Source organism: Eubacterium xylanophilum ATCC 35991 (assembly GCF_000518685.1).
Lineage (GTDB): Bacteria > Bacillota > Clostridia > Lachnospirales > Lachnospiraceae > Eubacterium_F > Eubacterium_F xylanophilum.
Map to the genome: position 1 here is coordinate 174,295 of NZ_KI912471.1, position 25,921 is coordinate 200,215.

27 protein-coding genes and 1 tRNA gene are annotated in these 25,921 nt (G+C 39.1%); 1 reads left to right on the forward strand and 27 read right to left on the reverse strand.

The annotated features are described in order from the left end of the window. Positions 1 to 38: 38 nt before the first annotated feature. The 11 genes from L877_RS0109185 to purM all read right to left on the reverse strand — a co-directional run bounded on the left by L877_RS0109185 (position 39) and on the right by purM (position 10,859). On the reverse strand, positions 39 to 704 hold the full coding sequence (locus L877_RS0109185; protein ID WP_051437784.1) for an HAD family hydrolase: 666 nt from the start codon (positions 702 to 704) through the stop codon (positions 39 to 41). Continuing rightward, entirely contained in the window at positions 697 to 2,148 is a 1,452-nt protein-coding gene (miaB, locus tag L877_RS0109190) for a tRNA (N6-isopentenyl adenosine(37)-C2)-methylthiotransferase MiaB (RefSeq protein WP_034785512.1), read from the reverse strand. Before miaB ends, L877_RS0109185 begins: the two co-directional genes overlap by 8 nt. A gap of 11 nt (positions 2,149 to 2,159) precedes the next feature. Next, positions 2,160 to 3,131, reverse strand: coding sequence for a S1C family serine protease (locus L877_RS12860; protein WP_051437785.1), 972 nt, complete (start codon positions 3,129 to 3,131; stop codon positions 2,160 to 2,162). A 137-nt stretch (positions 3,132 to 3,268) separates the two neighbouring features. Continuing rightward, the gene (gene pheA / locus L877_RS0109200; protein WP_026835817.1) at positions 3,269 to 4,396 is read right to left on the reverse strand and encodes a prephenate dehydratase; all 1,128 of its coding nucleotides are present in this window, start codon (positions 4,394 to 4,396) and stop codon (positions 3,269 to 3,271) included. Between the two features lie 6 nt (positions 4,397 to 4,402). After that, a complete protein-coding gene (gene folK, locus L877_RS0109205) occupies positions 4,403 to 5,224 on the reverse strand; it encodes a 2-amino-4-hydroxy-6-hydroxymethyldihydropteridine diphosphokinase (RefSeq protein WP_026835818.1) in 822 nt (273 codons plus the stop codon). A gap of 19 nt (positions 5,225 to 5,243) precedes the next feature. Beyond that, complete coding sequence (folP, locus tag L877_RS0109210; RefSeq protein ID WP_026835819.1) at positions 5,244 to 6,044, reverse strand: dihydropteroate synthase; 801 nt, start codon at positions 6,042 to 6,044, stop codon at positions 5,244 to 5,246. Between the two features lie 32 nt (positions 6,045 to 6,076). Beyond that, entirely contained in the window at positions 6,077 to 6,625 is a 549-nt protein-coding gene (gene folE, locus L877_RS0109215; RefSeq protein WP_026835820.1) for a GTP cyclohydrolase I FolE, read from the reverse strand. A 17-nt stretch (positions 6,626 to 6,642) separates the two neighbouring features. Next, positions 6,643 to 7,881, reverse strand: a complete 1,239-nt coding sequence (gene glyA, locus L877_RS0109220) for a serine hydroxymethyltransferase (protein WP_026835821.1) — start codon at positions 7,879 to 7,881, stop codon at positions 6,643 to 6,645. A 23-nt stretch (positions 7,882 to 7,904) separates the two neighbouring features. Next, positions 7,905 to 9,179 (reverse strand): phosphoribosylamine--glycine ligase, encoded by a 1,275-nt coding sequence (purD, locus tag L877_RS0109225; protein ID WP_026835822.1) that lies wholly within the window; start codon positions 9,177 to 9,179, stop codon positions 7,905 to 7,907. 17 nt (positions 9,180 to 9,196) lie between these two features. After that, the gene (gene purN / locus L877_RS0109230) at positions 9,197 to 9,820 is read right to left on the reverse strand and encodes a phosphoribosylglycinamide formyltransferase (protein WP_026835823.1); all 624 of its coding nucleotides are present in this window, start codon (positions 9,818 to 9,820) and stop codon (positions 9,197 to 9,199) included. Positions 9,821 to 9,833: 13 nt separating this feature from the next. Further along, entirely contained in the window at positions 9,834 to 10,859 is a 1,026-nt protein-coding gene (purM, locus tag L877_RS0109235) for a phosphoribosylformylglycinamidine cyclo-ligase (RefSeq protein WP_026835824.1), read from the reverse strand. A 305-nt stretch (positions 10,860 to 11,164) separates the two neighbouring features. Between purM and L877_RS0109240 the strand changes: the two genes are divergently transcribed. Beyond that, positions 11,165 to 12,139, forward strand: coding sequence for an aldolase catalytic domain-containing protein (locus tag L877_RS0109240; RefSeq protein ID WP_026835825.1), 975 nt, complete (start codon positions 11,165 to 11,167; stop codon positions 12,137 to 12,139). A gap of 95 nt (positions 12,140 to 12,234) precedes the next feature. Here L877_RS0109240 and L877_RS0109245 read toward each other — a convergent pair whose 3' ends face one another. From L877_RS0109245 to L877_RS0109320, 16 genes are all read right to left on the reverse strand, one after another. Continuing rightward, positions 12,235 to 12,492, reverse strand: coding sequence for a hypothetical protein (locus tag L877_RS0109245; RefSeq protein ID WP_026835826.1), 258 nt, complete (start codon positions 12,490 to 12,492; stop codon positions 12,235 to 12,237). Between the two features lie 141 nt (positions 12,493 to 12,633). Further along, entirely contained in the window at positions 12,634 to 13,467 is an 834-nt protein-coding gene (locus L877_RS0109250; RefSeq protein ID WP_026835827.1) for an MBL fold metallo-hydrolase, read from the reverse strand. 16 nt (positions 13,468 to 13,483) lie between these two features. Next, entirely contained in the window at positions 13,484 to 14,086 is a 603-nt protein-coding gene (scpB, locus tag L877_RS12865) for an SMC-Scp complex subunit ScpB (RefSeq protein ID WP_051437786.1), read from the reverse strand. Then, positions 14,083 to 14,841, reverse strand: a complete 759-nt coding sequence (locus tag L877_RS0109260; protein WP_026835828.1) for a segregation and condensation protein A — start codon at positions 14,839 to 14,841, stop codon at positions 14,083 to 14,085. The genes scpB and L877_RS0109260 overlap by 4 nt, the downstream gene beginning before the upstream one ends. Before the next feature lie 4 nt (positions 14,842 to 14,845). Next, a complete protein-coding gene (locus tag L877_RS0109265; protein ID WP_026835829.1) occupies positions 14,846 to 15,706 on the reverse strand; it encodes a metallophosphoesterase in 861 nt (286 codons plus the stop codon). Positions 15,707 to 15,718: 12 nt separating this feature from the next. Then, complete coding sequence (gene ribF, locus L877_RS0109270) at positions 15,719 to 16,585, reverse strand: riboflavin biosynthesis protein RibF (protein WP_051437787.1); 867 nt, start codon at positions 16,583 to 16,585, stop codon at positions 15,719 to 15,721. Between the two features lie 12 nt (positions 16,586 to 16,597). Then, positions 16,598 to 17,494: a tRNA pseudouridine(55) synthase TruB gene (gene truB, locus L877_RS0109275; protein WP_026835831.1), complete on the reverse strand. Its 897-nt coding sequence runs from the start codon at positions 17,492 to 17,494 to the stop codon at positions 16,598 to 16,600. Beyond that, the gene (locus L877_RS0109280; RefSeq protein WP_084554842.1) at positions 17,479 to 18,423 is read right to left on the reverse strand and encodes a DHH family phosphoesterase; all 945 of its coding nucleotides are present in this window, start codon (positions 18,421 to 18,423) and stop codon (positions 17,479 to 17,481) included. Before L877_RS0109280 ends, truB begins: the two co-directional genes overlap by 16 nt. 2 nt (positions 18,424 to 18,425) lie before the next feature. Next, positions 18,426 to 18,788, reverse strand: a complete 363-nt coding sequence (gene rbfA / locus L877_RS0109285) for a 30S ribosome-binding factor RbfA (protein ID WP_026835833.1) — start codon at positions 18,786 to 18,788, stop codon at positions 18,426 to 18,428. Further along, the gene (infB, locus tag L877_RS0109290; protein ID WP_084554843.1) at positions 18,785 to 21,511 is read right to left on the reverse strand and encodes a translation initiation factor IF-2; all 2,727 of its coding nucleotides are present in this window, start codon (positions 21,509 to 21,511) and stop codon (positions 18,785 to 18,787) included. The genes rbfA and infB overlap by 4 nt, the downstream gene beginning before the upstream one ends. Beyond that, a complete protein-coding gene (locus L877_RS0109295) occupies positions 21,489 to 21,836 on the reverse strand; it encodes a L7Ae/L30e/S12e/Gadd45 family ribosomal protein (RefSeq protein ID WP_026835835.1) in 348 nt (115 codons plus the stop codon). Before L877_RS0109295 ends, infB begins: the two co-directional genes overlap by 23 nt. Next, the gene (rnpM, locus tag L877_RS0109300; protein WP_026835836.1) at positions 21,829 to 22,092 is read right to left on the reverse strand and encodes an RNase P modulator RnpM; all 264 of its coding nucleotides are present in this window, start codon (positions 22,090 to 22,092) and stop codon (positions 21,829 to 21,831) included. Before rnpM ends, L877_RS0109295 begins: the two co-directional genes overlap by 8 nt. A 24-nt stretch (positions 22,093 to 22,116) precedes the next feature. After that, positions 22,117 to 23,190, reverse strand: coding sequence for a transcription termination factor NusA (gene nusA, locus L877_RS12870; protein ID WP_034785515.1), 1,074 nt, complete (start codon positions 23,188 to 23,190; stop codon positions 22,117 to 22,119). A gap of 60 nt (positions 23,191 to 23,250) precedes the next feature. Beyond that, positions 23,251 to 23,766 (reverse strand): ribosome maturation factor RimP, encoded by a 516-nt coding sequence (locus L877_RS12875; RefSeq protein WP_051437788.1) that lies wholly within the window; start codon positions 23,764 to 23,766, stop codon positions 23,251 to 23,253. Positions 23,767 to 23,852: 86 nt separating this feature from the next. Next, a tRNA-Glu gene (locus L877_RS0109315) sits at positions 23,853 to 23,924 on the reverse strand. Between the two features lie 115 nt (positions 23,925 to 24,039). Next, entirely contained in the window at positions 24,040 to 25,215 is a 1,176-nt protein-coding gene (locus L877_RS0109320) for an anti-sigma factor antagonist (RefSeq protein ID WP_026835837.1), read from the reverse strand. Positions 25,216 to 25,921: the final 706 nt, after the last annotated feature.

Below are 25,921 nucleotides of genomic sequence, written 5' to 3' on the forward strand. Positions count from 1 at the left end.
ATCTTATAAAGTCAATTTTAAGAACTATACGAGACGGCTTAGGTCGTCTCGTTTTTCATATCACTCATTATCTCCTCAGGATTCTCAACAAATACCGTAGCGCCTGCTTCAACCTGTTCTTCATGGGTTCTAAATCCCCAGGAGACAGCAATACATGGAATCCCCGTATTTCTTGCTGTGGCTATATCCACCTCTGAATCCCCTACATAAATTGACTTATTTAGCTCTGATCCAAGTTCATTAATAGCAGCTACAACTGTATCCTTAGCCGGCTTTTTCTTGTAAACTTCATTGGCACCTATGGCAATGTCAATCCATTGTCCAAAGTGAATTGATACCAACTCTTTGGTGGCATCCATATACTTGTTTGAAACAACTGCCATCTTATAACCATCATTTTTTAAGCGCTCCAGCATCTGACATATTCCGGGATAAGGTCCGGTTTTATCATTACAATGAATCAGATAATGTTCTTTGAAACAAGTCAAAATATCAGAAAACAAAGGATTTTTCCGACCATTTTCCACTGAAAGCTCTACAAGCTTTTCCACACCATTGCCCGTATTTCTTCTTATGTCATCTTTTGTTTGAATAGGCAAACCAAACTTCTCCAATGAATAATTGACTGATTCCATCAAATCAGTTAATGTATCCAACAATGTTCCGTCTAAATCGAATATTATTGTATCTATATTATTAATCATTTATAATCTCTCCAATATAATAAAACCCTTTGCTCTCCAAGAGTTTAACTCTTACTATCTTACCTATAAGATCCTTGCTTCCAACGCAGTGAACTACTGCATTTCCTGACATTCGACCGGTAACCATGGTTGAATCATGATCATTAGGCTCCTCAATCAAGATATCGCACTCCATTCCAACTCTAGAGTCTGCAATTTCCGAAGAAATAGATCTGATAAGCTCAAGCATGCGATCAAAACGCTCCTTGATAACATCCTCCGGCACCTGATTATCCATAGTGGCAGCAGGTGTACCTGTTCTCTTGGAATAGATAAAGGAATAAACATTTTCATACCGCACTCGTCTGAGAACATCCATAGTTTCCTCGAAGTCTTCATCTGTCTCACCGGGGAATCCAACAATAATATCTGTGGACAGTGAAATGTTCGGAAGCTTGGATTTAATGCGATCAACAAGATCCAGATAACTCTCCTTAGTGTAAACGCGGTTCATTTTCTTCAGGATTCGCGTGCTTCCAGCCTGCAATGGGAGATGTAATTGAGTACAAATCTTGTCACTGCTTGCCATAACTTCAATCAATTCGTCAGACAAATCCTTGGGATGACTTGTCATAAAGCGAATTCTTTTGAGTCCCTCAATCTCCGTTACAAGTTTGAGTAGTTCCGCAAAACTCATTGGGTTATCAAGAGTTTTTCCATATGAGTTTACATTTTGACCGAGGAGCATAATCTCTATTACTCCATCTGCCACAAGTGACTTAATCTCTGCGATAATCTCCTCCGGCTTTCGGCTTCTCTCACGTCCACGCACATAAGGTACAATACAATAAGTACAATAATTATTACATCCATACATGATATTGACCGCAGCTTTAAAGGAATGTTTGCGCAAACTCGGCAAATCCTCTACAATTCCCTTGGCTTCATCCCATATGTCAATAATCGTTCTCTCAGATATAATCTGTGTATAGAGAATCTCCGCCAACTTGTATACATTGTGAGTTCCAAATATTATATCTACATAAGGATAACTCTTTTTTATCTTTTCTACAACTGTAGGCTCTTGCATCATGCATCCACACATGGCAATCTTCATTTCAGGGTTGCGCTTTTTCTGATTCTTTAGCTGTCCCAATCTGCCATATACCTTGAGATTGGCATTCTCTCTGACAGTACAAGTATTATAAAGCACAAAATCTGCGGACGTGCTGTCCACAGTTTTATATCCAATATATGTGAGAATGGCTTCAAACTTCTCAGAATCTCTGGCATTCATCTGACATCCCATTGTCTGCATAGACAAAGTGAGCTCACGGCCCACTCTGTCCTTAGTTTCTTCCATCCATTCTTTGCACTTTTTCATGAAATAATACTGTCTCATAGGCTCCTCAAGAGGCGCCTCTCCACTTGTGTCAATTCTATCTATCACAGAATAGTCAAACATCAAACTCTCCTTTAACTTCTGGTCCAGCTAAATATACGGCTATTATCATCACCATTTTCATATGGCGAATTATCCGGCTGTCTATTATCTGAGCTATTTCCAGATTGATTATTATTATTTCCGGAATCCCCATTGCTAAGGATTCGATTAATTACTTCTACAGCTGTAGATGAAGGTATAGCAAATCCCATTCCCTCTACTTCCTCAGAAGCAAACTTTGATGAATTGATGCCAATCACCTTTCCATCTAAGCTCACCAAAGCTCCTCCACTATTTCCAGGATTTATAGCAGCATCTGTCTGGATGAGCTTTACCGATTCGGACTCTTTCCCCGATTCGCTCTGTGTCGCAATAACACGATCTTTTGCACTGACATAACCGCCGGTTACACTTGTGCCATATCCCAGAGCATTTCCTATCGCAATCGCCTGTGAGCCAACTTTAACATCTTTGCTGTCCGCAAACTCCGCGACAGATATATTCTTTAGGGTTTGTTCAGTCAAATCCTTCTTTGCTACCTTTACAACTGCAATATCTACATTGCTATCTGTACCAACAACTGTGGCATCACTCTTCGATTTATCATTGTAAGTGATACTTACTTTATTTGCATCAGATACCACGTGATTATTGGTTACGATATATATATAATTATCATCTTCTTTGAATATAATTCCCGAGCCACTTCCCTGTCCTTCTTGTTTATATCTTCTTCCAAAGAAATCACTTGTCTCTTGGACAACTGTCACATCAATAGCAACAATTGACGGAAGAACTGCTTCAGCAACACTTGACACATCATTAGAGCCCTGCAATGCACTACTTGATGACATCTTTACCGCTGATGGAGTTGCCTCTTTCGTCAAACTGCTTGTCATGACATTATTAGCTTTATTATTATACATTGAACCAGCTTGGAATGACAAACCTCCAACTAGCCCCATCACACAAGCACCTGCAATAATTCGTTTAACTCTACTCATATCGATTACCTCCTTTGTTTTGTATAACTATACTATAAAGGAGAAATGTGTGCTGTTTTTGATGCATCTATGAACTAATTATGGTTTGTTTGTGGCAATTTTGTGAACTATATTCAAGAAAAATATTCCGACAATTATCAAAAATTACCCAAAATTCTCACATGCTGAGCTTCTTCCTTGATTCCTCTAAGGGCGCATTTTACGCCGGAATCCTCAAGATTACCCTCAATATCAACAAAGAATCTATATCTCCAATTTTGACCTGTAATAGGTCTTGATTCTATCATAAGCATGTTGAGATCATTAAACATAAAATGCGATAGGATCTTATAAAGTGATCCACTCTCATGTTTAACTTCAATACAAAGAGCTATTCTATTGCTCCCCTTCTTGTAAATATCTTTGTTAGATATTACGATAAACCTCGTCGAATTGTTGGTTTCCTGCTGAATATTTTCCTTGATAATCTCAAGTCCATATTCCTTGGCAGCCCTTGCAGAACCGATTGCCGCTTTGGTCTTGTCCTGATCAATTGAAACTTTCTTAGCACTGTCCGATGTGCTGGCATACTCGATTTGCTTTATCTGCGGGTAGTTTGCAAGAAACTGACTACACTGTTTGAGACCCTGCTCATGAGAATAAATTGTCTTTATCTCATCCATCTTGGTTCCGGGAAGAGCCATGAGACACTGGTCAATCTTGACTACATGCTCTCCAACAATATTATTATCATAGTTGATTATAATATCATAATTTGTTGATATTCCACCGGTTGAAGAGTTTTCAATTGGCAATACACCATAATCAGCTTCACCTGACTGAACCTTCTCCATAACTTCTTTGAAGGTTCCATTGGATATTCCAATTACATTCGTGCCGAAAAACTCTTCCATGGCCTGCTGTGTATATGATCCAGGGGATCCAAAATAGCATACCCTGGTATTCTCGTCATACTCAAGTTTATCCACGCACTCAAATCCCTTAATAGAATCTGTGTTTCTCAAAATATCATATTGATACTTTTTGCTAATTGACATAATTTGTGAAAATAGTTCGCGAACAGCTCGCTTATTAAAAGCTGTAGATGCAAGATCTTCCAGACTGTCAAGTTTCTGATTCTCACGTTCCGGATCAAATACCGCCTTACCACTTCCTCGCTTGTACTCAGCAACCTCGTTGGCAACCAACATTCGCTCCTCAAACAATTCAACTATGCTTGAGTCAATCTTGTCAATTTTATTTCTTGATTCTTTTAAATCTACCATTATTATTTACCTTTTATCTTCTAATTCTGCCAGTAATTCAGTCATCGTCTTACCAAATACTGGGTGCTTAAAAAATGGTGCAACATCACACATAGGTCTGAGAACAAAGTCTCTAATATGCGCTTCTCTGTGAGGAATTATCAAATCCTCTTCTTGTATAATTAAATCATCATAATATATTATATCCAAATCAATTGTTCTAGGTCCCCAGTGAATCTCTCTGGTTCTGCCCCCCTGCTTTTCCACATCTTGTAAGAAATCAAGCAATTCTCTGGGGTCATATATAGTCTCAAAACATATCACACCATTGAGAAAATCATCCTGTTCTGTATATCCATAGGGCTCAGTTTCTATAATTGTGGACATATATGCATTTTTACATTTTTCATTATTTCTTATGGCCTTATAAGCATTCTGTATGTGTTCTTCTCTGTGTCCTATATTGGAGCCAACTGATACATATACTTTCTTCCACATTCTCTCGACACTCAGTGAAACAGTCTCTAACGGCAACATAATAGGAGCCCATGGTTTTTTTATTGTAATTTTAATACCTAATAGGGATTTGTATCTAATTAGAATTTTAGTGGCAATTATCTCTGCCACTGACTCAATAAGCTTGCATGTGCGCTGTCCCATAATCTCATTGATATAATGAGCTACTTCAGCATAATCTACGGAGTCCTCCAATGAGTCGCTTGTTCCCGCTTTTCTAGTATTTACATATAAATCAGCTGTTACCAAAAACTTTTGTCCGAGAACATTTTCTTCCTTTAACACACCATGATTCGAAAAACACTCAATATCTTTGATTTGTATTTTATCCATTACAAGCTCCATTCTCTCTTTATCCGAGCTTTGAAATCATTTTTAATGCTCTATAATTTGCTTTTACATCATGTACCCTAAATATACTACATCCGTTTAGTGCCCCGTAAATAGTCGTAGCTAATGTACCTTCTTCCCTTTCATTTACCGGAAGATCAAGTGCCAAACCTATAACACTCTTTCTTGAGGTTCCAAGAAGAATAGGATATCCAAGTTTCTCAAGCTGTGAAACCTCTCTTATAATCTCTAGATTCTGCTCAAAACTCTTGGCAAATCCAACACCGGGATCAATACATATCTTGTCATCAGATATGCCATATTCCCTGGCAATATCTATACTCTCTTTCAAGTCCTCAATAACATCTGAGACAAAGTTGTCATAATTAGCTTCTTTTTTGTTATGCATTAGGCATACAGAAGCATCATACTTTTTGACATATTCCGCAATGTTTTTGTCATACTTAAATCCCCAGATATCATTAATCATATCTGCCCCCGCATCCAATGCTGCCAGGGCAACCTTACCCTTGTAGGTGTCAACAGAAATGGGAATGTCAAACTCTTCTTTGACGCGTTTTAACACTGGAAGAAGTCTGCTAATCTCCTCTTCATCACTAATCTTATCATAGGATGGTCTCGTGGATTCTGCGCCAATGTCAATGATATCTGCTCCATCATTAACCATGCTCTCCACCCGCTTAAGCGCTGCGTCTATGCTATTGAACTTGCCACCATCAGAAAAAGAATCCGGAGTGACGTTCAATATTCCCATGACATAGTAATTATTTTCAGTATCATAACTCTTATTCCCTATAATCAACATAAAATCTCCTAACCTACATATAAATCTAACTATCTTACAAGATTAATAAACTCATCTCTTAATTCCTGCTTTTCAAAGCAGCCTCTCGTACAAATTGAGACAGTCTTTGAGCCTGGTTTTTTGATTCCACGCATAGTCATACACATATGCTCCGCTTCAATCATGACAATAACACCCTCCGGCTCCAAGTTTTCCATGAGAGCATCTGCAATCTGACATGTGAGTTGTTCTTGAATCTGAGCACGTCTAGCATATACTTCGACCGCTCTTGCAAGTTTACTGAGACCAGCCACTTTACCAGTTGGAATATAGCCGATATGCACCTTGCCATAAAATGGTAAAAGGTGATGTTCACACAATGAATAAAAAGTTATATCTTTTTCAATTATGATATCTTTTTGTTCCGAGGAAAATACTCGGCTCAAGTGTGTCTTTGCATCGTCTGTATAACCCGCAAAAATCTCCTCGCACATGCTGGAGATTCTCTTAGGGGTATCGAGAAGACCCTCTCTAGTAGGGTCTTCTCCAATTCCTTCTAATAATAATTTAACTGCCTCTTCGATTTTTTTCTTATCCAAAACGACATCTCCTAAAATTAATACAAAGGATGTGAGTCAGTCAACTTCTTAACGATTGCTTTGGCCTTATCTTTGTTGGCATCAAAATCATTGATGAGCATAGCGATAGCCTCAGCGATCTCATCCATATCATTTACATCCATTCCTCTAGTTGTAACAGCAGCTGTTCCAAGTCTGATTCCACTTGTTACAAATGGGCTCTGAGGATCATTTGGAATAGTATTCTTATTCGCTGTAATATTAGCCTCGTCAAGCCATGCCTCTACCTCTTTACCGGTAAGACCCTTCTTAGCAAGGTCAACAAGCATAAGATGATTGTCTGTTCCGCCAGATACAATATCAACACCGCGCTTCATAAGTCCCTCGCTGAGAGCTTTTGCATTGGCAACAACATTCTTACCATATTCTTTGAAACTTGGATCCAAAGCCTCTTTGAAGCATACTGCTTTAGCTGCAATAACATGCATAAGAGGACCACCCTGAATACCAGGGAAAATTGATTTGTTGAGCTTCATCTCGTTGGCAAATTCCTCACTTGAAAGAATCATACCACCACGAGGTCCACGAAGTGTCTTGTGAGTTGTAGTTGTTGTTACATGAGCATAAGGAATTGGGCTCTCATGAACACCGGCAGCTACAAGTCCAGCAATATGAGCCATATCTACCATGAGATATGCTCCAACCATATCTGCAATCTCACGGAAACGCTTGAAGTCAATCTTACGGCAGTAAGCACTGGCACCAGCGATAATCATCTTAGGTTTACACTCTTTGGCAATTCTCTCAACTTCATCATAATCGATGAATCCATCATCATTAACACCATAAGGAACGATATTGTAATATGTTCCAGAAATATTAGCTGGGCTTCCATGTGAAAGATGTCCGCCGTGATCAAGGTTCATACCCATAACAGTCTCGCCCGGCTTAACAAGGGCGAAGAATACTGCCATATTAGCCTGAGCACCTGAATGAGGCTGTACATTGGCATATGTGCAACCAAACAACTCTTTGGCGCGATCTCTTGCAAGATCCTCAATGATATCTACATACTGACATCCACCATAATAACGCTTTCCAGGGTATCCCTCTGCATACTTATTGGTGCATGTACTTCCCATAGCAGCCATAACAGCTTTGCTTACAAAATTTTCAGAAGCAATAAGCTCGATATGATCATTCTGTCTATCAGTCTCTAACTGCATTGCTTTTGCCAATTCTGGGTCAAAATTCTTTACTTCATCAAATGAATACATATTATATTTTCTCCTTTAATTAATTATTTTACTTCATCTATTGCTTTACCGATATCATTTCTCATATACTTATTGTCAAATGATACCCACTTTGTCGCCTCATAGGCATTCTTTCTAGCCTCAACAAGGTCACTTCCCTTAGCAGTTACGCCAAGTACACGACCTCCATTAGTGACAATCTTGTCACCATCAAACTTTGTTCCGGCGTGGAAAACATAATAGCCATCTTTATTCTCAAAGTTCTCCAATCCTGTGATTTCCTTGCCTTTTTCGTAAGCGACAGGATAACCATCTGATGCAAGAACTACGCATACAGCCGCATTATCTTCAAATTGAAGGTCAACCTCATCCAACTTTCCGTCGATACACGCATTCATGACATCTACAATGTCATTTTTCATTCTTGGCAATACTACCTGAGCTTCAGGATCTCCGAATCTCGCATTATATTCAAGAACCTTAGGGCCATCTTCTGTGAGCATGAGTCCCACAAACAGAATTCCAACAAAATCGCGTCCCTCTGCTTTCATGGCATCCATTGTAGGTTGATATACTTTCTCTTCGCAAAAACGACTTACTTCATCATTATAAAACGGACTAGGTGAAAATGTTCCCATACCACCTGTATTAAGTCCTTCATCATTATCCTTTGCGCGCTTATGATCTTGAGCGCTGGTCATAGGTTTGATGTGTGTTCCATCGCAGTAGCACAATACAGATACCTCTCTACCTGTCATAAACTCCTCGATGACAATCTGATTTCCGGCATCGCCAAATTGCTTATCTAGCATCAATGACTTGACACCTTCCTTGGCCTCATCCAATGTGTTGCAAATAAGCACTCCCTTGCCGAGAGCAAGTCCATCTGCTTTTAGTACGATAGGCATCTTGGCTGTCTCCAAATACTTGAGGGCAGCCTCTGGGTTGTCAAAATTCTCATAGGCAGCAGTTGGAATGTTGTACTTTTTCATAAGATCTTTTGAAAAAGCCTTACTTCCCTCAATGATAGCCGCATTCTTTCTTGGTCCAAAAACTCTTAAACCTCGTTTTTCAAACACATCTACCACTCCACCAACAAGTGGATCATCCATACCGATAATTGTGAGATCAATCTCATTCTTCTCAGCAAAATCAGCTAATTTGTCAAATTCCATAGCACCGATATCTACGCACTCTGCAACTCCTGCAATACCTGCATTACCTGGTGCACAATAAATCTTATCTACTTTATCACTCTTATTAACGCTAGTGGCAATCGCATGTTCACGTCCACCGCTTCCAACTATAAGAACTTTCATCTGAACCTCTCTTTTCATCAAATATGCTTCACTATATTACCCTCAAGCTTTAATCTGCCATTGGCAAAATCATCTATAGCTTGCGGTAAAATATTCCATTCTGCCTGCTCCATTACTCGCTTTTGCAAAACTTCCGGAGTGTCATCATCTAAGACTTCAACTGCCTTTTGAGATATAATCGCTCCGTCATCTGCAATCTCATTTACAAAGTGAACTGTAGCGCCGGTAACTTTGTTGCCCCTTTCTAGGACTTTCTCATGAACTTTAAGTCCATAGTAACCAGGACCACAATGAGAAGGAATCAAGGATGGATGAATATTCATCATTCTTCCCTCAAAATGCTTCACTAGATTCTCCGGTAAAATCACAAGGAAACCAGCCAAAACAACTAAATCAACATTATAAGAGTCAAGACATTCTATCATGGCCTCACCATATTCTTCAAGTGTAGAATAGTCTTTCTTTCTAATAAGCTTTGATTCAATGCCGTTAATCTTAGCTCTCTCCAATGCATATGCATCGTCTTTGTTGCTTATGACTACAGACAACTTAGAATTTGTAATCTTTCCCGAGTTAACTGCATCTATAATTGCTTGAAGATTTGTTCCGCCTCCGGAAACAAGAACTGCAACATTTATCATCTTTGCATCCTCTCTATAATAATGTTATTCCTTTATCTCCATCAACAATCTCACCCATGATATAAGGTGTCTCACCGGCTTTTCTAATAGCATCAACTGTGTTGTTAACATCATTAGCATCAACTGCAACAATCATACCAACACCCATGTTGTATGTATTAAACATATCATCTTCAGATACATCTCCATCTTTGGCCAACATCTGGAAAATTGGTGGAATAGTAAAGCTATCCTTGGAAATATTGGCATGTGTTCCATCCTTCAACATACGCGGAATATTTTCATAGAATCCACCACCTGTGATGTGACTGCATGCCTTAATAACAATACCGGCTTCCTTAATGGTGCTCAATGCCTTAACATATATCTTGGTTGGAGTCAGGAGCACATCACCGAGCTTACCTGAGATTGACTCATAGTGTCTGTTAAGCGCTTCCTCGTTCATGCTAAATACTTTTCTTACAAGCGAGAAACCATTACTGTGCAAGCCAGAAGATGCGATTCCAACAAGAACATCGCCTGCCTTGAGATCTTTTCCTGTAATCATGTCCTGCTTGTCAACGATTCCCACTGAAAATCCAGCTAGGTCGTACTCATCCACTGGATAGAAACCAGGCATCTCTGCAGTTTCTCCTCCGATAAGTGCTGCCCCTGATTGACGACATCCATCAGCTACTCCACTAACTATCTTGGCAATTTTTTCTGGCTCATTCTTGCCGCAAGCGATATAGTCGAGGAAGAACAAAGGCATTCCTCCTGCACAGGCAATATCATTAACGCACATTGCCACGCAATCAATACCGATAGTATCATGTTTGTCCATCAAAAATGCAAGTTTAAGCTTGGTTCCAACTCCATCTGTTCCTGAAACCAATGTAGGCTCCTTCATATTAGAAAAGCCTTTCATCGAAAATGCTCCGGAAAATCCACCGATATCAGTAAGTACTTCCGGTCTCATAGTTGAAGCAATATGCTCTTTCATAAGTGAAACAGCCTTATATCCTGCTTCAATATCAACTCCTGCTTTTTTGTAATCCATAGTCGCCAATTCCTCCATTAAAATATTTACTCATTAAAGTTTTCTATGAAAATGCGATTATATGTACTTTTGAAAAAAGAACATACCTCGGCAATTTTCATACTAAATGATTATACCACAACTCTTTTTATATTACAAGATACGAATTTTAAAGAAAAATGTCGAACATACTTCTGCTTCAAGTCATGCATGACATTTTTAAAGCATAAAATGTTGACTTCTAGTAGATTTTTGGTATAATATAATTTGTGATTTTGTAAATAGGGCTCGTATATGCCCGCAAATTTTTTATGAGGAGTAATGTTATGGAAACAAAAGGAACACTTCTATCCTACCGCCCAGACATACGCGTAGTTGATGCTACCATACGCGATGGCGGACTTGTTAATGATTTTAGATTTACAGATGAGTTTGTAAAAAAGCTCTATGAGACAAACATCAAAGCCGGTGTTGATTATATGGAGTTTGGATATAAAGCTTCAAAGGAAATTTTTGATACTAATGAATTTGGAATTTGGAAGTTCTGCGACGAAGAAGACATCAGAAGGATTGTCGGTGACAATGATACTGATATGAAGATTGCTGTTATGGCCGACGTAGGACGTACTGATTATAAAAAGGATATCATAGACAGAGCTGATAGTGTTATCGATCTCATCAGAATTGCTACATATATTAATACAATCCCTGCAGCAATCGAGATGGCTGAGTATTGTCATGAAAAGGGTTATGAGACAACAATCAATATCATGGCCGTTTCCAATGACAACGACGCTGATATCGATGAGGCACTGGAATTGATCTGTCAGAGTAACGTTGATGGAGTATATATTGTAGATAGTTACGGAGCTATATATCCGGAGCAGATGAGAAAACTCTCTGAGAAGTACTGTAGATTCGCAGAAAAAGCTGGTAAGTTTGTTGGAATTCATGCTCACAACAATCAGCAATTAGCTTTTGCTAATACAATCGAAGCCCTGAGAATGGGTGTTAGTTACTTGGATGTCACAGTTAATGGAATGGGACGTGGTGCAGGAAACTGTTCAAGTGAATTACTTCTTGGTTTCCTTAAAAACCCTAAGTTCTCTGTGATTCCACTTTTAGACTTCCTCGAGAAATACATGTTACCTCTCAAAGAACAGGGTGTGACATGGGGATATGATATACCGTATTTGTTGACCGGTCAGCTCAACCAGCATCCCCGAACAGCTATAGAGGCTATCAAACAAAAAAGAACTGACTACAAGAAGTTTTACGTAGATTTGTATGACTACAAATAGAAATATGTACAAAAAGCCGTATCCACTAATGGATACGGCTTTAACTTTACTTTGAATATTGAATTGATTAAAAAAACAAGCAACTAACTCATCTTCTATCGTTTAATACGATCACCATTCTCCAATACGAAAACAATGGTTTTTCCCTCTGGAACTACATCCTTGATTAGACGATTGCCCAATCTCTTGTTAACCATATCTGCAGCACGCTTTCCAGCTGTAACTGCTCTATCCGCATCACCAACTTTAAGAGCTTCCTTGATATCTGTGCTATATATCTTAGTAGTCTTTGCCAAGTCAGTACTTTTGATAAAACTATCATACTTTGCTAATTTTCTTAATACCGATTTCATACTCTCGTCCTCCTTCACAGTCTGTTACAAATGAAGGTTACACACCTTTATATTCTATATTCAATTGTCCTTCATCTAATTATATTTTATACTGTTTTGTATATTTTTGCAATAGAAATTATTTAACTTAGATTGATTATCCTATATGTAAACTTCATCCCCCGAGTGAACATAACTCAATTGATCACCCATAATTGTCTTCATAATTTCATATGCCTCGATTCCGGTACAATGGCAAGTCACAAACTGGGCAGAATATTTTCGAAGTTCATATGCAATCTCTGATATTTCGTTTATCTCATCTTCGTTGTAATCTGTTTTTTTCATGAGATGAAAGCCACTAATTACCATATGTGGATCTCCGTGAAAAAGCTTTCTATACTCATCCATAATGCTAAGAATTCCATTGTGTGCGCATCCGGATATAAGAACATTTCCTTTCTCTGACTTCATCACAAGAAACTGTTCATGAGAAAAATCGTCCGGTATATACTCTCCACCTCTTTTGACCAACAAACGACTATTGGCAAATGGCAATTTGTGAGTTCGATTGCCTATGGTAAACAAGCTCAACTCTTCGTCTATGTCATGATTGCCATCAAGCAATTGAAGCTGTGGCAGATCAGCGATTGCCTTGTCGATACCATTATAGCGATAACGGTGACAAGATTCATCTCCATCATCAGAATAATGTTCTTCCAGCGAAAGGCGTTGCATATAAATATTCGCCTCACTATTAATCTTCGAAAATGGCATTATTCCACCCGAATGATCATAGTGTCCGTGACTGAGTATCACAGTGTCCACCTCTGCGAGATCAATCCCAAGTTTACGTGCATTTTCGAGAGTAGCTTCTGTTGGACCAAGGTCAACAAGCAGCTTGTGCTTTTTAGTTTCTATGAAAAAAGAAAGGCCATGTGCACTTACACATCCACTTGGCCCATCTGTATTCTCTATTAGATTAATTATTTTCATATTAGATCACCTGCAATTACTCTATTTCATCTGATGGTTCTTCTTGTTCCTCTTCCATAAGCCTTGCCATCACTTCTTTCTCAGCTTCTTCCTTGAAAGTATCGATGGTCTCTTGGTTGAGAATTGGAAGGTCTTCTAGCGAACCAATTCCAAAGTAGCGCAAGAACTCTTCTGTTGTGGCAAAGAGTATTGGACGTCCCGGCGCATCCAGTCTTCCAGCTTCACATATCAGATTGTATTCTACTAATTTATTGACAATATGGTCGCAATTAACGCCTCTTATCTTCTCTATTTCAAGTCTTGTTATCGGCTGTTTATAGGCGATGATAGACAAAGTTTCAAGTGCAACATCTGTCAAAGTATGTTTCTTTGGCACGTGCGCAACTTTTATAAGTGCTTCATACATATCAGGCTTTGTACACATCTGAAATGCTCCGTCAAGTTCAATAATATGTATTCCCCTGTCCTCGTCTTCATATCGAACCATCATATTTCTAACCAATCTTCTGATAGTATCCTCATCATGCTCGAGAGCCACTGCAAGTCTCTCAACTTCCACGGCTTCTCCAATTGTAAATAATACAGCTTCTATCGTAGCTTCTAACTCTTTTATATTCACGATTTTTCCTCGCTTTCTTCGCGATATGTAATCATAATATCATCGAATATTTCTTTTTGCACAATTGTCAGCTTTCCCATTTTCATCATCTCAAGTATTCCCAAAAAAGTGACAATCACATACGCACGACCATATCCATTTTCAAGAATCTTTCTAAAGCTGAAAGTCTTCTCTCGCTTTGCATAATTTTCAAGAAATACGATATGATCCTCCAGACTAATTTCTTCTTTCTCTATCTCTCCAAATTTACTTCTGATTGGATCGATCTTATCCACTTGCTTTTTCATCACGGAATTAAATATTCCCTGCAACTTTGCAAGCGTAATATCATTGAGCAAGTCTGATATAGGCACATCTTCAGTGAAATTCTTCACCTCGTCGGGAAGAGTCTCTTTTTTATAGAACACTCGCCCTGCATCAACTTGTCTATCCTTCAATTCAAAGGAAGCATACTTGTACATCTTGTACTCGAGAATTCTCTCCACAAGCTCCTGTCTAGGATCTTCATACTCTTCATCTTCCTCTTCAACCGGCAAAAGCATCTTGGATTTAATCTTGACAAGGGTGGCAGCCATGACGAGAAACTCACTCATAATATCCATATTGGCCTTCTCCATCTGCTGCACATAATCCAAGTATTGCTCTGTAATGAGAACTATTGGAATATCATAAATATCAACTTTATTCTTTTCTATCAGATGTAATAAAAGGTCTAGAGGGCCCTCAAAGACCTCTAACTTTACAGGTATTCCCACAGTCTCACTTCCTTTCTTCTCCGTGAAGATTGATAATACTCAACTCCGGATTATTGAAAAATCTAAACTTAATATGATGTGTTCCAAGCCCACGACTCAAAACCATCTTTGTATTCCCCTGACCAAAAAGCCCACTGTCATACTTCGGAAATACTCTCAGACTCGGAGCAAGCACTCCTCCAAGAATTGGCAATCTCATTATCCCGCCGTGATTGTGGCCTGACAGAACAAGTTTTGCACCAAATTTCTCATATAAATCAAAGTACTCGGGATTATGGGCAATCAATATCCCATTTTCCTTAGAAATATCATTTGACTCATTCAGAGAAAATAGTCCGATAATATCACTTGTCGTAAGTGTTTTCTTCTTCCAGCATTTTAAGTAGTGCTCAATTGGTATATCCAGACCATATACAGTAAGTTGGTCGCCATTAACATCTATCTTGGCATATTCATTACTCAAAAAAGACACGCCTGTACCTCTAATTTTGGAATAAATATCCTCATTTAATTGGAGCTTGACTTCATGATTTCCGGGCGCATAGTAAACATTAGCTATCTTTTGCAAATCTTTGCAAAGTGTTAGGCACTCTTCTTCGCCTTTGCCATTTTTAACAAGCATGTCACCTGCAATAAATATTATATCAGGTTTTTCGTCCCTTACCATGGCAATCAAATTACTATTATTATTACCGTGGCATATCTCATGAAGGTCTGCCAACATAACACATTTAATGGATTTATTATTATTCAAATTGAATCCATATATGTCATAGTACTCTCTGGTGAGAAAGTAATTGGACTTATAACCATAGAGCAAAAATACAATTATTAGTACAAAAAATACAATTAATGCAATTACCAAATCGGTCCTCCATTATAACCTCTGACAATCTATATTAATCTGTTTCTTCAATTCATCAATACTTCCGAATTTCATCTCCGGTCGAACAAACTCAATTAGCTCTGTTCGAATAGTTTCACCATATATATCTCCGGAAAAATCCTTGAGAAATGTCTCCGCCGACACGACATTATCCTTGGCTATCGTCGGCTTAACACCAATATTGGTTATTCCTCTATAGGTGCCTCCTGCCACATGGTTTTCTGTGAGATAAACTCCAAATTTGGGTGCAAGCTTCGTCTGATCAAGAATCACATTGGTGGTCGGAAATCCGATAGTTCGCCCAATCTGGTTTCCATGCTCTATCTTCCCCATGATAAAAAGTGGTGTTCCAAGCATATCATTTGCCGCACATATATCACCTTCAGCTATACACTTGCGGATTCTCGTGCTGCTTATCTCTTCTTCATTGTAAGTCTCTTTGCGGACTATTTTAACTGAATATCCGTATTTGATACTGAGTGCTTGAAGAAGCAATTTGTCGCCGGCACGGTCCTTGCCAAATCGAAAATCATCTCCCACACATATCGCCATGGCATGACACTCATTTACAAGTATATCCGACACAAATTGTTCGGGAGACATACTCCTAAAACTCTCATCAAAAGGGCACTCCACGTAGGTGTCGACACCGATTTTCTCTGCCAAAAAGCGCTTCTCATCCTCTGTATAAATATTCTTCTCACCCGGCAACGGAAAAGTAAATAGAACCTTGTCAATCTCCGCCTCATTCTCAAGCGAATTGATGAGAACCTGATGGCCTCTGTGAAGACCATCGAATTTTCCAATACAGACTACTGTTCTATTTAATGAAAATGGTCGCTTAGTAATTACCTTCACTTCTAACTTCCTCTATATCATAAACATTTTTTTATTCTTAATTAACTTGCCCGCCTTCTGGCAATAATACAAGGCAACAAACACACCCTCACTATCGTAAATTCGGAGGATATCCCCCTGCTTAATAGACATATTATATCTCGATATATCAATTGGATTGCCATTGTGCAAAAGCTTGTCGTCCTCCGGCATGACTTGCATCTTATCATATTGATTTAGCGCCTCATCAATTGGCAAGATGTGGCCTAATATCTTACCTTCTTCCACCAATTCCTGCACCTTGTCCAATTTCATGGCGCTCTCCAATTCAAAGATATCAACTCTGGTCCGCTCAAGAGCTGTCATCGTCGCACCACACCCTAGCTCCTGACCAATATCATGAATCAAAGTTCTTATATATGTACCTTTGGAACAAGTTACATCCAGCGAAAATGTTCCGCTATTTTCATCAAAATCATAGACTTTGCTATCTAAAATCTTAACTGTTCTCGCTTTTCTCTCAACTTCAATCCCCTGTCTGGCAAGTTCATAAAGCCTCTTTCCTCCAACCTTGATGGCCGAATACATTGGCGGAACCTGGGAAATCTCACCTCGAAACTTCTCTACAGCGGCTTCCAGCGCGGCTTTGCTAACATTAAAGTCTCTTATTTCCAGAACATTTCCCCATATATCCTGAGTGTCCGTTATTATTCCGAGCCTGGCAACTGCCGAATAGGATTTGTCCTTGTCTGTAAGAACATCACATATCTTGGTCGCTCTACCCAAGCATACAGGAAGAACCCCAGTCGCATCAGGATCCAGGGTTCCGGTATGTCCTATCTTTTTTTGATGAAATATACCTCTTAATTTTGCAACTACATCAAATGAAGTATAACCTTTTTCTTTGTATATATTTATAATTCCGTCCATATAAGTTCCTTTACAGTAGCTAGTGCTTCATCAATCGGCTTCCTTATTGTTGCACCGGCAGCTCTGACATGGCCTCCACCACCATTAGCAACGGCAATCTTACTGACATCAACATATTGGTTGGAACGCATACTCACCTTGACTTCACCCGGATTATACTCAGTGAGCAAAAGCGCTACCTCAACACCCTCAGTGGTTCTCATCTGGTCGATCGTTCCCTCAAAGTGCTCCGATGTTGCCCCGGTAGAATTGATAAATTCATAATCGGCCACGGCATAACAAAGCTTTCCATCATACTCAGAAACTGCATTTTCAAGACAATATCCCATGCACTTGAGCTGTTTATAGGTCTTCTGATAAAAACTCTCATCGATTATCTTGCCAAAATCAAATCCCTTTTCTATCAGCTTTCCTGCTATTTCCATAGTCTGTCTTCCGGTACACGAATGTCTGAAAACACCCGTATCATGGATTATTCCGGTATATAAAGCCTTGGCAGTAAACTCACTCATTTCCTCAATTGGCAAAAGAGTGCATATAAGCTCACTGGCAGAACTCGCCTCCGGCACAACATAATTGTGGTCGGCAAACTCCGTATTACTTATATGATGATCTATGCAAATAGTATTCTTGGCACTTTGAAACTTCTCAATACTGCCCTCTAGACGATCCACATCTCCACAATCTTGAGCAATATACAAATCATAATCACCTTGATGCCCATGCTCCAGCGCCTCATCGCAGACAATAAAGTCAAAGGCCGCCGGAATATCTGTCAGATATACATCAACCTCTTTGTCAGGAAAATGTTCCGCAATATACGAATACATACCCATACAAGATCCAACGCAGTCTCCATCAGGTCTCACGTGGCCACCGATTGCGATACTATTTGATTGCCTTATCAAATCAGATATAATCTTTTTCAAAATTATTCCTCTCCTTTGTGATTCGCCTCGTCAATTTTCTTAGACATCATAACACCATACTCGATTGACTCATCGAGTATGAATTTGAGTTCAGGAGTATTTCTGAGATTCATTCTTCTTGCCAATTGTCCTCTGGCAAATGAAGCACTCTTGTTTAACCCCTCCATAGTCTTGGCTTTGGCCTCCTCATCTCCAAATACGCTAACATAAATCTTAGCATACTTGAGATCAGTTGTGACTTCTGCCGCAACTACCGAAGTAAGAGGATTCACTCTGGGATCCTTGATTTCCTCGCGGATAATCTGACTGATTTCTCTCTGAACTTCACTATTTATCCTATTACTTTTAGTACTGTTCTTTCTCATCGTGGAACCTCCACCATTATATAACATTCAACGCGGTCCTCTTCTTGGATATCATTGAAGCCTTCGAATACAAGACCACACTCATATCCCGCTGCAACCTCCTTGACATCATCCTGATATCTCTTAAGAGATCCAAGAGCACCTTCGTGAATCAAATCATCGCCTCTATAAATACGAACCTTGCAGTCTCTGACAACCTTACCATCAAGTACATATGAACCGGCAATTGTACCAATACCTGATGCTTTGAAGAGCTGACGAACTTCAACATGTCCAATAACTTTCTCTTCATAGATTGGCTCAAGCATCCCCTTAAGGGCGTTCTCAATATCAGCAATAGCATCGTAAATAACTTTATATAATCTCACATCCACATTCTCTCTGTCAGCGATTTCCTTAGCTGTATTATCCGGACGAATATTAAATCCAATGATAATCGCATTTGAAGCACTTGCAAGAGATACGTCGGACTCATTAATTGCACCTACACCGCCGTGAATAATTCTTACAGCAACTTCATCATTGCTGAGCTTAAGGAGACTCTGCTTAATAGCCTCAACTGATCCCTGTACGTCAGCCTTGATAATAAGGTTAAGATCCTTGATATTACCGGCCTGAATCTGGTTAAATAGTCCGTCAAGTGATAGCTTCTTACTTCTTGTCTCCTCAAGAAGCATATCCTTGCTCTGATCCACGTAAGCCTGTGAAATCTGCTTTGCTTCCTTATCACTTCTTGTGGCAACAACAATCTCGCCTGCATCAGGAGTTCCGCTGAGACCAAGGATTTCTACAGGAGTAGAAGGTCTCGCATGCTTAACTCTATCACCCTTGTAATCAAGCATGGCACGAATCTTACCATGTGCCGGACCTGCAGCAATGTGATCACCTATCTTCAATGTACCCTTTTGCACAAGAACTGTCGCAACCGGACCGCGACCCTTGTCTAGTCTAGCCTCGATAACAACTCCTCTTGCTTTTCTATTAGGATTTGCCTTGAGCTCAAGTACCTCTGCAGTGAGGATAATCATCTCAAGCAATTGGTCAATTCCCTCATGTGTATGAGCTGATACCGGTACGAAGATAGTACTTCCACCCCAATCTTCTGGGATGAGTTCATACTCAGCAAGCTCCTGCTTAACTCGTTCAATATTTGCCCCCGCCTTATCGATCTTATTAATAGCAACAATAATCTCGATTCCGGCAGCTTTGGCATGGTTAATAGCCTCAACTGTCTGTGGCATAACACCATCATCAGCAGCTACAACAAGAATTGCAATATCTGTTGACTGAGCACCACGCATACGCATTGATGTAAATGCCTCATGTCCCGGTGTGTCAAGGAAAGTGATTTTCTCACCATTGCACTTAACTACATAAGCACCAATCGCCTGTGTAATTCCGCCCGCTTCGTGATCTGTTACATTTCCCTCACGGATTGCATCAAGAAGTGATGTCTTACCGTGGTCAACGTGACCCATTACACATACTACAGGTGGACGTTTCTGCATCTTGTCTTCAGACTCTTCTTCTTCCTTGAGAAGCTCGGCAACCATATCTACCTTTTCTTCCAATTCAGCAATAACATCAAACTCAAGAGCTATTTCCTCCGCCTCTTCAAAAGAAATATCCTGGTTAGGTGTTACAACTGTTCCCTGAAGGAATAACTTCTTAACAATTGCAGAAACAGGCATCTTCATTCTGTCAGCCAAATCTCTAATAGAGATTATATCAGGCACTTTAATCTGCTTGATTGTCTCCTCAGGCTCCTTCTTAACAGGTTCAGGTTTGATAAATGCACCCTTTCTGTTAGGATCCTTCTTGCTTCTGAGTCTTGATAATTCTTCCTCAGATGCCGCTCTATAAGCGCCCTTCTTCTTCTCAGGCTTCTTATTGCCTTTTCTTCTTCTATTATCTCTCTGCTCCGGCTTAACACTGTCAAATCCGCTCTGTGCTTTCTTAAACTGATTCAACACTTTTTCGCCATTGCGTCCCTGTCTGTTGTCCTTATTTCTATTATCGCGGTTATTATCACGATTATTGTCGCGATTGTTGTCACGATTATTATCACGCTTGTTGTCGCGATTATCGCGGTCTTTCTTGAATTTACCAGACTGTTTATTATTTCTATTTCCGTCCCTATTATCTCTATTATCTTTGTTTCCGCGGCGATTATTCTTCTTGTCTCCATCTTTGTTGTCTTTATTTCGAGAGTTGCCTTTGCCACCCTCCTTGTTATTTTGAGCATTTTGCTTATTGTCATCTTTCTTTGGAGAATCCTTGGCAATGTCATCTCCCTTGGATTTTTCAGTATTCTCGGAATTTGAATTTGTTTTGGTTTTTTCTTCCCTCGCTTTGCCAGTTTCAGCTGGCTTTTCCTCTTTTACAACCTTCTTAGGCTCTTCTTCCTTTTTAGGTTCTACCTTGCTCTCCTTTTCAGATTTTCCCTCTACTACCGGAGCTTTTTCTGCTTTGTTCTCCTTTTTCTCTACCTCACTTGGCTTAGCTTCTTCCTTTTCTTTTTTATTTGAAGGCGCAGATTTACCAGCCAATACATCCTGAAATGACTTCATGAGGAAAGATATACCATCATCTTCCACATTACTATTAGGACCTTTGGCTTCAAAACCATTGTCATTTAGAAGCTTAACCAAATCTGAGCTCTTGATATTCTTATCAACTGCGCTCAAACTTCTTGCTATTTCATATATTTTCATTTTTGCCATACTCAAATTCCTCCATGCATAAAATACTGTTCTTTGTTATTGATTTTGCAAAACCCTCGTCAAGTATTGCAAGACTTGCTCTGTTTTCTTTACCAAGTGCACTCCCGAGCGTCCCCTTATCTGAGAAAAAACTCAATGGAACTCTATGGTACTTGCAAGCATTTCTAAACTTTTTCTTGGTATTATCAGAAGCATCTCCGGCAACAATTACAAGCTTTGCCTTGTGTTCTCTAATTGATTTCTCAGTGAGAAATTCGCCACTCACAATATTTCCGGACCTAAGTGCCAGACCTATTGTACCAAGAGCTTTTTGCTCCTCAGTCATGCATAAACTCCTCTTTAAGCTCAGCATAAATATCATCACTGACATTCATACTAAACGTTTTATTTAACATTTTTTTCTTTGCAACTATTGAAAAACATTCCGCCGAATCGCAGATATAAGCGCCACGACCATTTTTCTTGCCCGTCCGGTCAAGAAAAATATTCTGCTCCTTATCTTTGACAATTCTAACCAATTCTTTTTTAGGTTTCTTCTCACGACAACCTATACACTGGCGTACTGGAATTTTCTTATCCATTTTTAAGTATACTCCTCATTCTTATTATATAAGGTCAAGAAGCTGTGTCTCACTCTTAATATCAATCTTGTAACCTGTGAGCTTAGCTGCAAGTCGTGCATTCTGACCCTCTTTACCAATTGCAAGTGACAACTGATAATCAGGAACAACAACATTTGCTGTCTTCTCCTCAACATTTACTTCAACTGATACAACACGAGAAGGACTAAGGGCATGCTCGATAAATACAACCGGATCTTCACTCCACTCGATAATATCAATCTTCTCACCGCGAAGTTCTTCTACTACGCTATTAACTCTAACGCCATTAACTCCTACACAAGCTCCTACTGCATCAACATTTTCGTCTGAACTATATACAGCAATCTTAGATCTTGAACCAGGCTCTCTTGATACGTTCATGATTTCAACAACACCATCCTGGATTTCGGCAACTTCCATCTCGAAAAGTCTTCTAACCAATCCCGGATGAGTTCTACTGATAGTGATTCTAGGACCTCTTGAAGTCTCCTTAACCTCAGTAATATAAACCTTAACCTTCTCATGAGCTCTAAATCTCTCCGTAGGAACCTGCTCAGCCGCAGTGAGAATGGTATCGATTTTACCGATGTTAACCATATATGTTCCACCAGAATATCTCTGGATAGTACCTGTTACGATATCTTTTTCTTTTGTCGAATACTGATCAAGGAGCACTTTTCTCTCCTCTTCGCGAATAGTCTGAACAACTGTCTGCTTAGCTTTCTGTGCAGCAATTCTTCCAAAATTCTTCGGAGTAACTTCAACGCTAACAATCGCTCCGAGTTCTTTGACATCATACTTTGCTTCAGCCTCAACAATTGACATCTGCAATGTATCGTCTTCAACTTCCTCAACAACTTCCTTGTCAAGATAAACATGGAATTCTCCAGTTTCCTCATCCAAAGTAACTCTTACATTATCAGATTTTCCAAACTGATCCTTACAAGCCTGCATAAGAGAATTATTAATAGCACCAATAAGAATATCCTTACTGATATCTTTTTCCTTCTCAATCTGATGCAACGCCTCGATCAACTCCAAATTTCCCTGATTAGTCTTTTTCTTGCTCTTAGCCATTTCGATTATCCTCCATTTTCTTCGACTTTGAAACAATTACAAAATATATATCGACAAATATTAAAACTCTATATATCGACAAATCTTTGCTATATCCTTTACAGCAATCTCATATTCGTCATCACTATCAAATGACACTTTAATAACACCAGACTTAACGTCCTTCTCGTCAGGGAAATCAAATCCCTTCAAGATTCCTACAAACTCCTTGGACTTAACTTCTTTGCCATCTTGGACAATAGTCATAGGAGCAAATAGTTTGATATCAATGTCATTACCCAAATTTCTCTGGTAGTCCTTTAGCTTCCTAAACACTCTAAACAACCCGGGAGAACTTACTTCCAATACATAAGCCTCTTCTATAAAGTCGTTCTCATCCATAATCTCGCTCAACTTGCGATTGACAACAGTCAGGTCTTCTATTCCAATACCGCCCTCCTTGTCAATGTAATAACGCAATCTCCAAGCACCATCTTCTTTGAGAAACTCTACATCCACAAACTCAAAGCCGAGTTCGTCAATAATAGGCATAACTATCTCTTCGGCTTTCGCCTCATATAACTTGCTATTTGCCATTAAACCTTATTCCTTTCATTAGTGAATAAATGTAAAACAAAGAGTGGACCTTACGATCCACTCTTTCGTAATAACTTGTGATGAAATAGTCCGTAGGGGAATCGAACCCCTGTTTCTGCCGTGAGAGGGCAGCGTCTTAGCCGCTTGACCAACGGACCAGGTTAATTGCTTTTTTGCACTCAACAAATAATACTATACAGTATATCCGAATAAAAGTCAAGCATTTTTTTGAAAAAAATCAGAAAAATTTCTATTTTTTGCCCAGCCCCCTGTTTATGGTATCGGATGCAAGGTGTCAATCACATTAAAAAGCTTCTTTTTGGCTTGTTTTACCACAACTTTTCTAAGAAAATTTGGCACTCGTGGTGATGTTGCCACGCCTCTAATATACTTTATTTGTGAATATCCCCTGAGTATTCGATTGATTTCTTTTATCTCATTCGCATCATTGGTATTAAAATATTTTCTCAAGATAATATCCCAAACATAACCAAACTCCTTAGCACCTAATCCCATATCCTTCTTAGTCCATCCTGATTTGGCTGCTGTGACATAAACTATATACATCGATGACAAATCAAGCACCGGATGCCCCATTCCGGAATCTTCCACATCAATCAACACAATTTCACCGTCAAGCATCATCATATTACCTGGGTGGAAGTCCTGATGAATAAAAGTATTTCGTGCCGGAATGTCATCAACCAACTTAAATAATCTATCTCTTTCCGCATCTGTCAGAAGCCCACACTCTTCTATATCCCTTATATCTTTCCGAACATTATCTCTAGCATCTTGTAAATCACCAGGATTCAATTCTGTATTATGGAGTTTTATAAGTGTATCCACAATCATATTGGCATATTGATCTAGGTTTTTAGGATGCTCTGACATCTCCTGCATCATAGACTTTGCTTTAATCATCTCATATACAACACCATAGTTTTCACCTATCTTAACTGTATCAAATGCTATTGCCGTAGGAATCCCCTTCAAAAATACATTCTTTGATATTTCTCTGTTTCGATTTATCTTTTCGAGACCATTTCTGTCGCCATAGTACATCTTTACTATGGTTTCATCGTCCTTTCTATAGACAATACCATTTCCACCTTCTCCTATAACCTCGCACCCCTCCACTGAAATCTCACGCATTCTCTTCTTGATATCAAAAAGCTCTGTAAAGCCCGTTGTCTTAAATATATCATATACCTCGGGAGATACTTCGTTTATAGTTACAGTTCCTTCAACTTTTTTTCGAAGTTTCATCAATACTCTAAGACCAGCACTGGAAATATACTCTAAATTTGAAGCATCTACAGTAATATCTTCACTCAAATGTTCTTCACATGATGCAATCAATTCTTTTTCTACCTTTGCTGCATTGGAACTATCAATTCTTCCTGATAGTTCTACTGTAAATAATTCTGTTTTATTACCTTTATTCATACCTTACCTCCTGCCTTCAAACTACCAAAGCATTACAATGTTATATCGACATTTAATGCAACATTATTTACTAAAATAATGTCTTACGACTGAAGGGAGTAAGACCTCATATACGGATGTTTTCCTAAAAAACGACTTTTCATCCGTATTCCACTCTTCACAGCCTCAAGAATTCTTCCTACAAATACGGATTCCAGAAGTCCACCAAGAAATTACACGCAATAGAGAAAAACGTGTATTGCATGTAAAATTTGTCGGGGAATTCCGACGGAATTACATGCAATAGGGAAAAACGTGTATTGCATGTAAAATTTCTGAGAAGACCACAAAGAAATTACATTCTATAGGGAAAATCGCGTATTGCATGTAAAATTTGTCGGGGATTTTTGTAGGGATTACATGCAATAGAGAAAAATCGATATTGCATGTAAAATCCAGGAGAATTCCGCCAAGAAATTACATGCAATAGAGAAAAATGCGTATTGCATGTAAAAATCCAGAGAAGCCCGCCAAAAAATTACATGCAATAAGGAAAAATCGATATTGCATGTAAAATTCTAGAGCAGCCTGCCAAGAAATTTTCTTTAAAATCATCTTTTCATCCGTATTCCACTCCCCGAAGCCTCAAGAAATTGTCTTACGACCATGGGAGTAAGACCAGCAATATGCGATTCCACAAAAAATTGACAGCAGGTCATCAAAACCT

Coding starts and splice junctions, on each gene's coding strand:
- L877_RS0109185 (WP_051437784.1), bottom strand. CDS start 704: ATGATTAATAATATAGATACAATAATATTCGATTTAGACGGAACATTG.
- miaB (WP_034785512.1), bottom strand. CDS start 2,148: ATGTTTGACTATTCTGTGATAGATAGAATTGACACAAGTGGAGAGGCG.
- L877_RS12860 (WP_051437785.1), bottom strand. CDS start 3,131: ATGAGTAGAGTTAAACGAATTATTGCAGGTGCTTGTGTGATGGGGCTA.
- pheA (WP_026835817.1), bottom strand. CDS start 4,396: ATGGTAGATTTAAAAGAATCAAGAAATAAAATTGACAAGATTGACTCA.
- folK (WP_026835818.1), bottom strand. CDS start 5,224: ATGGATAAAATACAAATCAAAGATATTGAGTGTTTTTCGAATCATGGT.
- glyA (WP_026835821.1), bottom strand. CDS start 7,881: ATGTATTCATTTGATGAAGTAAAGAATTTTGACCCAGAATTGGCAAAA.
- purD (WP_026835822.1), bottom strand. CDS start 9,179: ATGAAAGTTCTTATAGTTGGAAGCGGTGGACGTGAACATGCGATTGCC.
- purN (WP_026835823.1), bottom strand. CDS start 9,820: ATGATAAATGTTGCAGTTCTTGTTTCCGGAGGCGGAACAAATCTTCAA.
- purM (WP_026835824.1), bottom strand. CDS start 10,859: ATGGATTACAAAAAAGCAGGAGTTGATATTGAAGCAGGATATAAGGCT.
- L877_RS0109240 (WP_026835825.1), top strand. CDS start 11,165: ATGGAAACAAAAGGAACACTTCTATCCTACCGCCCAGACATACGCGTA.
- L877_RS0109245 (WP_026835826.1), bottom strand. CDS start 12,492: ATGAAATCGGTATTAAGAAAATTAGCAAAGTATGATAGTTTTATCAAA.
- L877_RS0109250 (WP_026835827.1), bottom strand. CDS start 13,467: ATGAAAATAATTAATCTAATAGAGAATACAGATGGGCCAAGTGGATGT.
- truB (WP_026835831.1), bottom strand. CDS start 17,494: ATGGACGGAATTATAAATATATACAAAGAAAAAGGTTATACTTCATTT.
- rbfA (WP_026835833.1), bottom strand. CDS start 18,788: ATGAGAAAGAACAGTACTAAAAGTAATAGGATAAATAGTGAAGTTCAG.
- infB (WP_084554843.1), bottom strand. CDS start 21,511: ATGGCAAAAATGAAAATATATGAAATAGCAAGAAGTTTGAGCGCAGTT.
- L877_RS0109295 (WP_026835835.1), bottom strand. CDS start 21,836: ATGACTGAGGAGCAAAAAGCTCTTGGTACAATAGGTCTGGCACTTAGG.
- rnpM (WP_026835836.1), bottom strand. CDS start 22,092: ATGGATAAGAAAATTCCAGTACGCCAGTGTATAGGTTGTCGTGAGAAG.
- nusA (WP_034785515.1), bottom strand. CDS start 23,190: ATGGCTAAGAGCAAGAAAAAGACTAATCAGGGAAATTTGGAGTTGATC.
- L877_RS12875 (WP_051437788.1), bottom strand. CDS start 23,766: ATGGCAAATAGCAAGTTATATGAGGCGAAAGCCGAAGAGATAGTTATG.
- L877_RS0109320 (WP_026835837.1), bottom strand. CDS start 25,215: ATGAATAAAGGTAATAAAACAGAATTATTTACAGTAGAACTATCAGGA.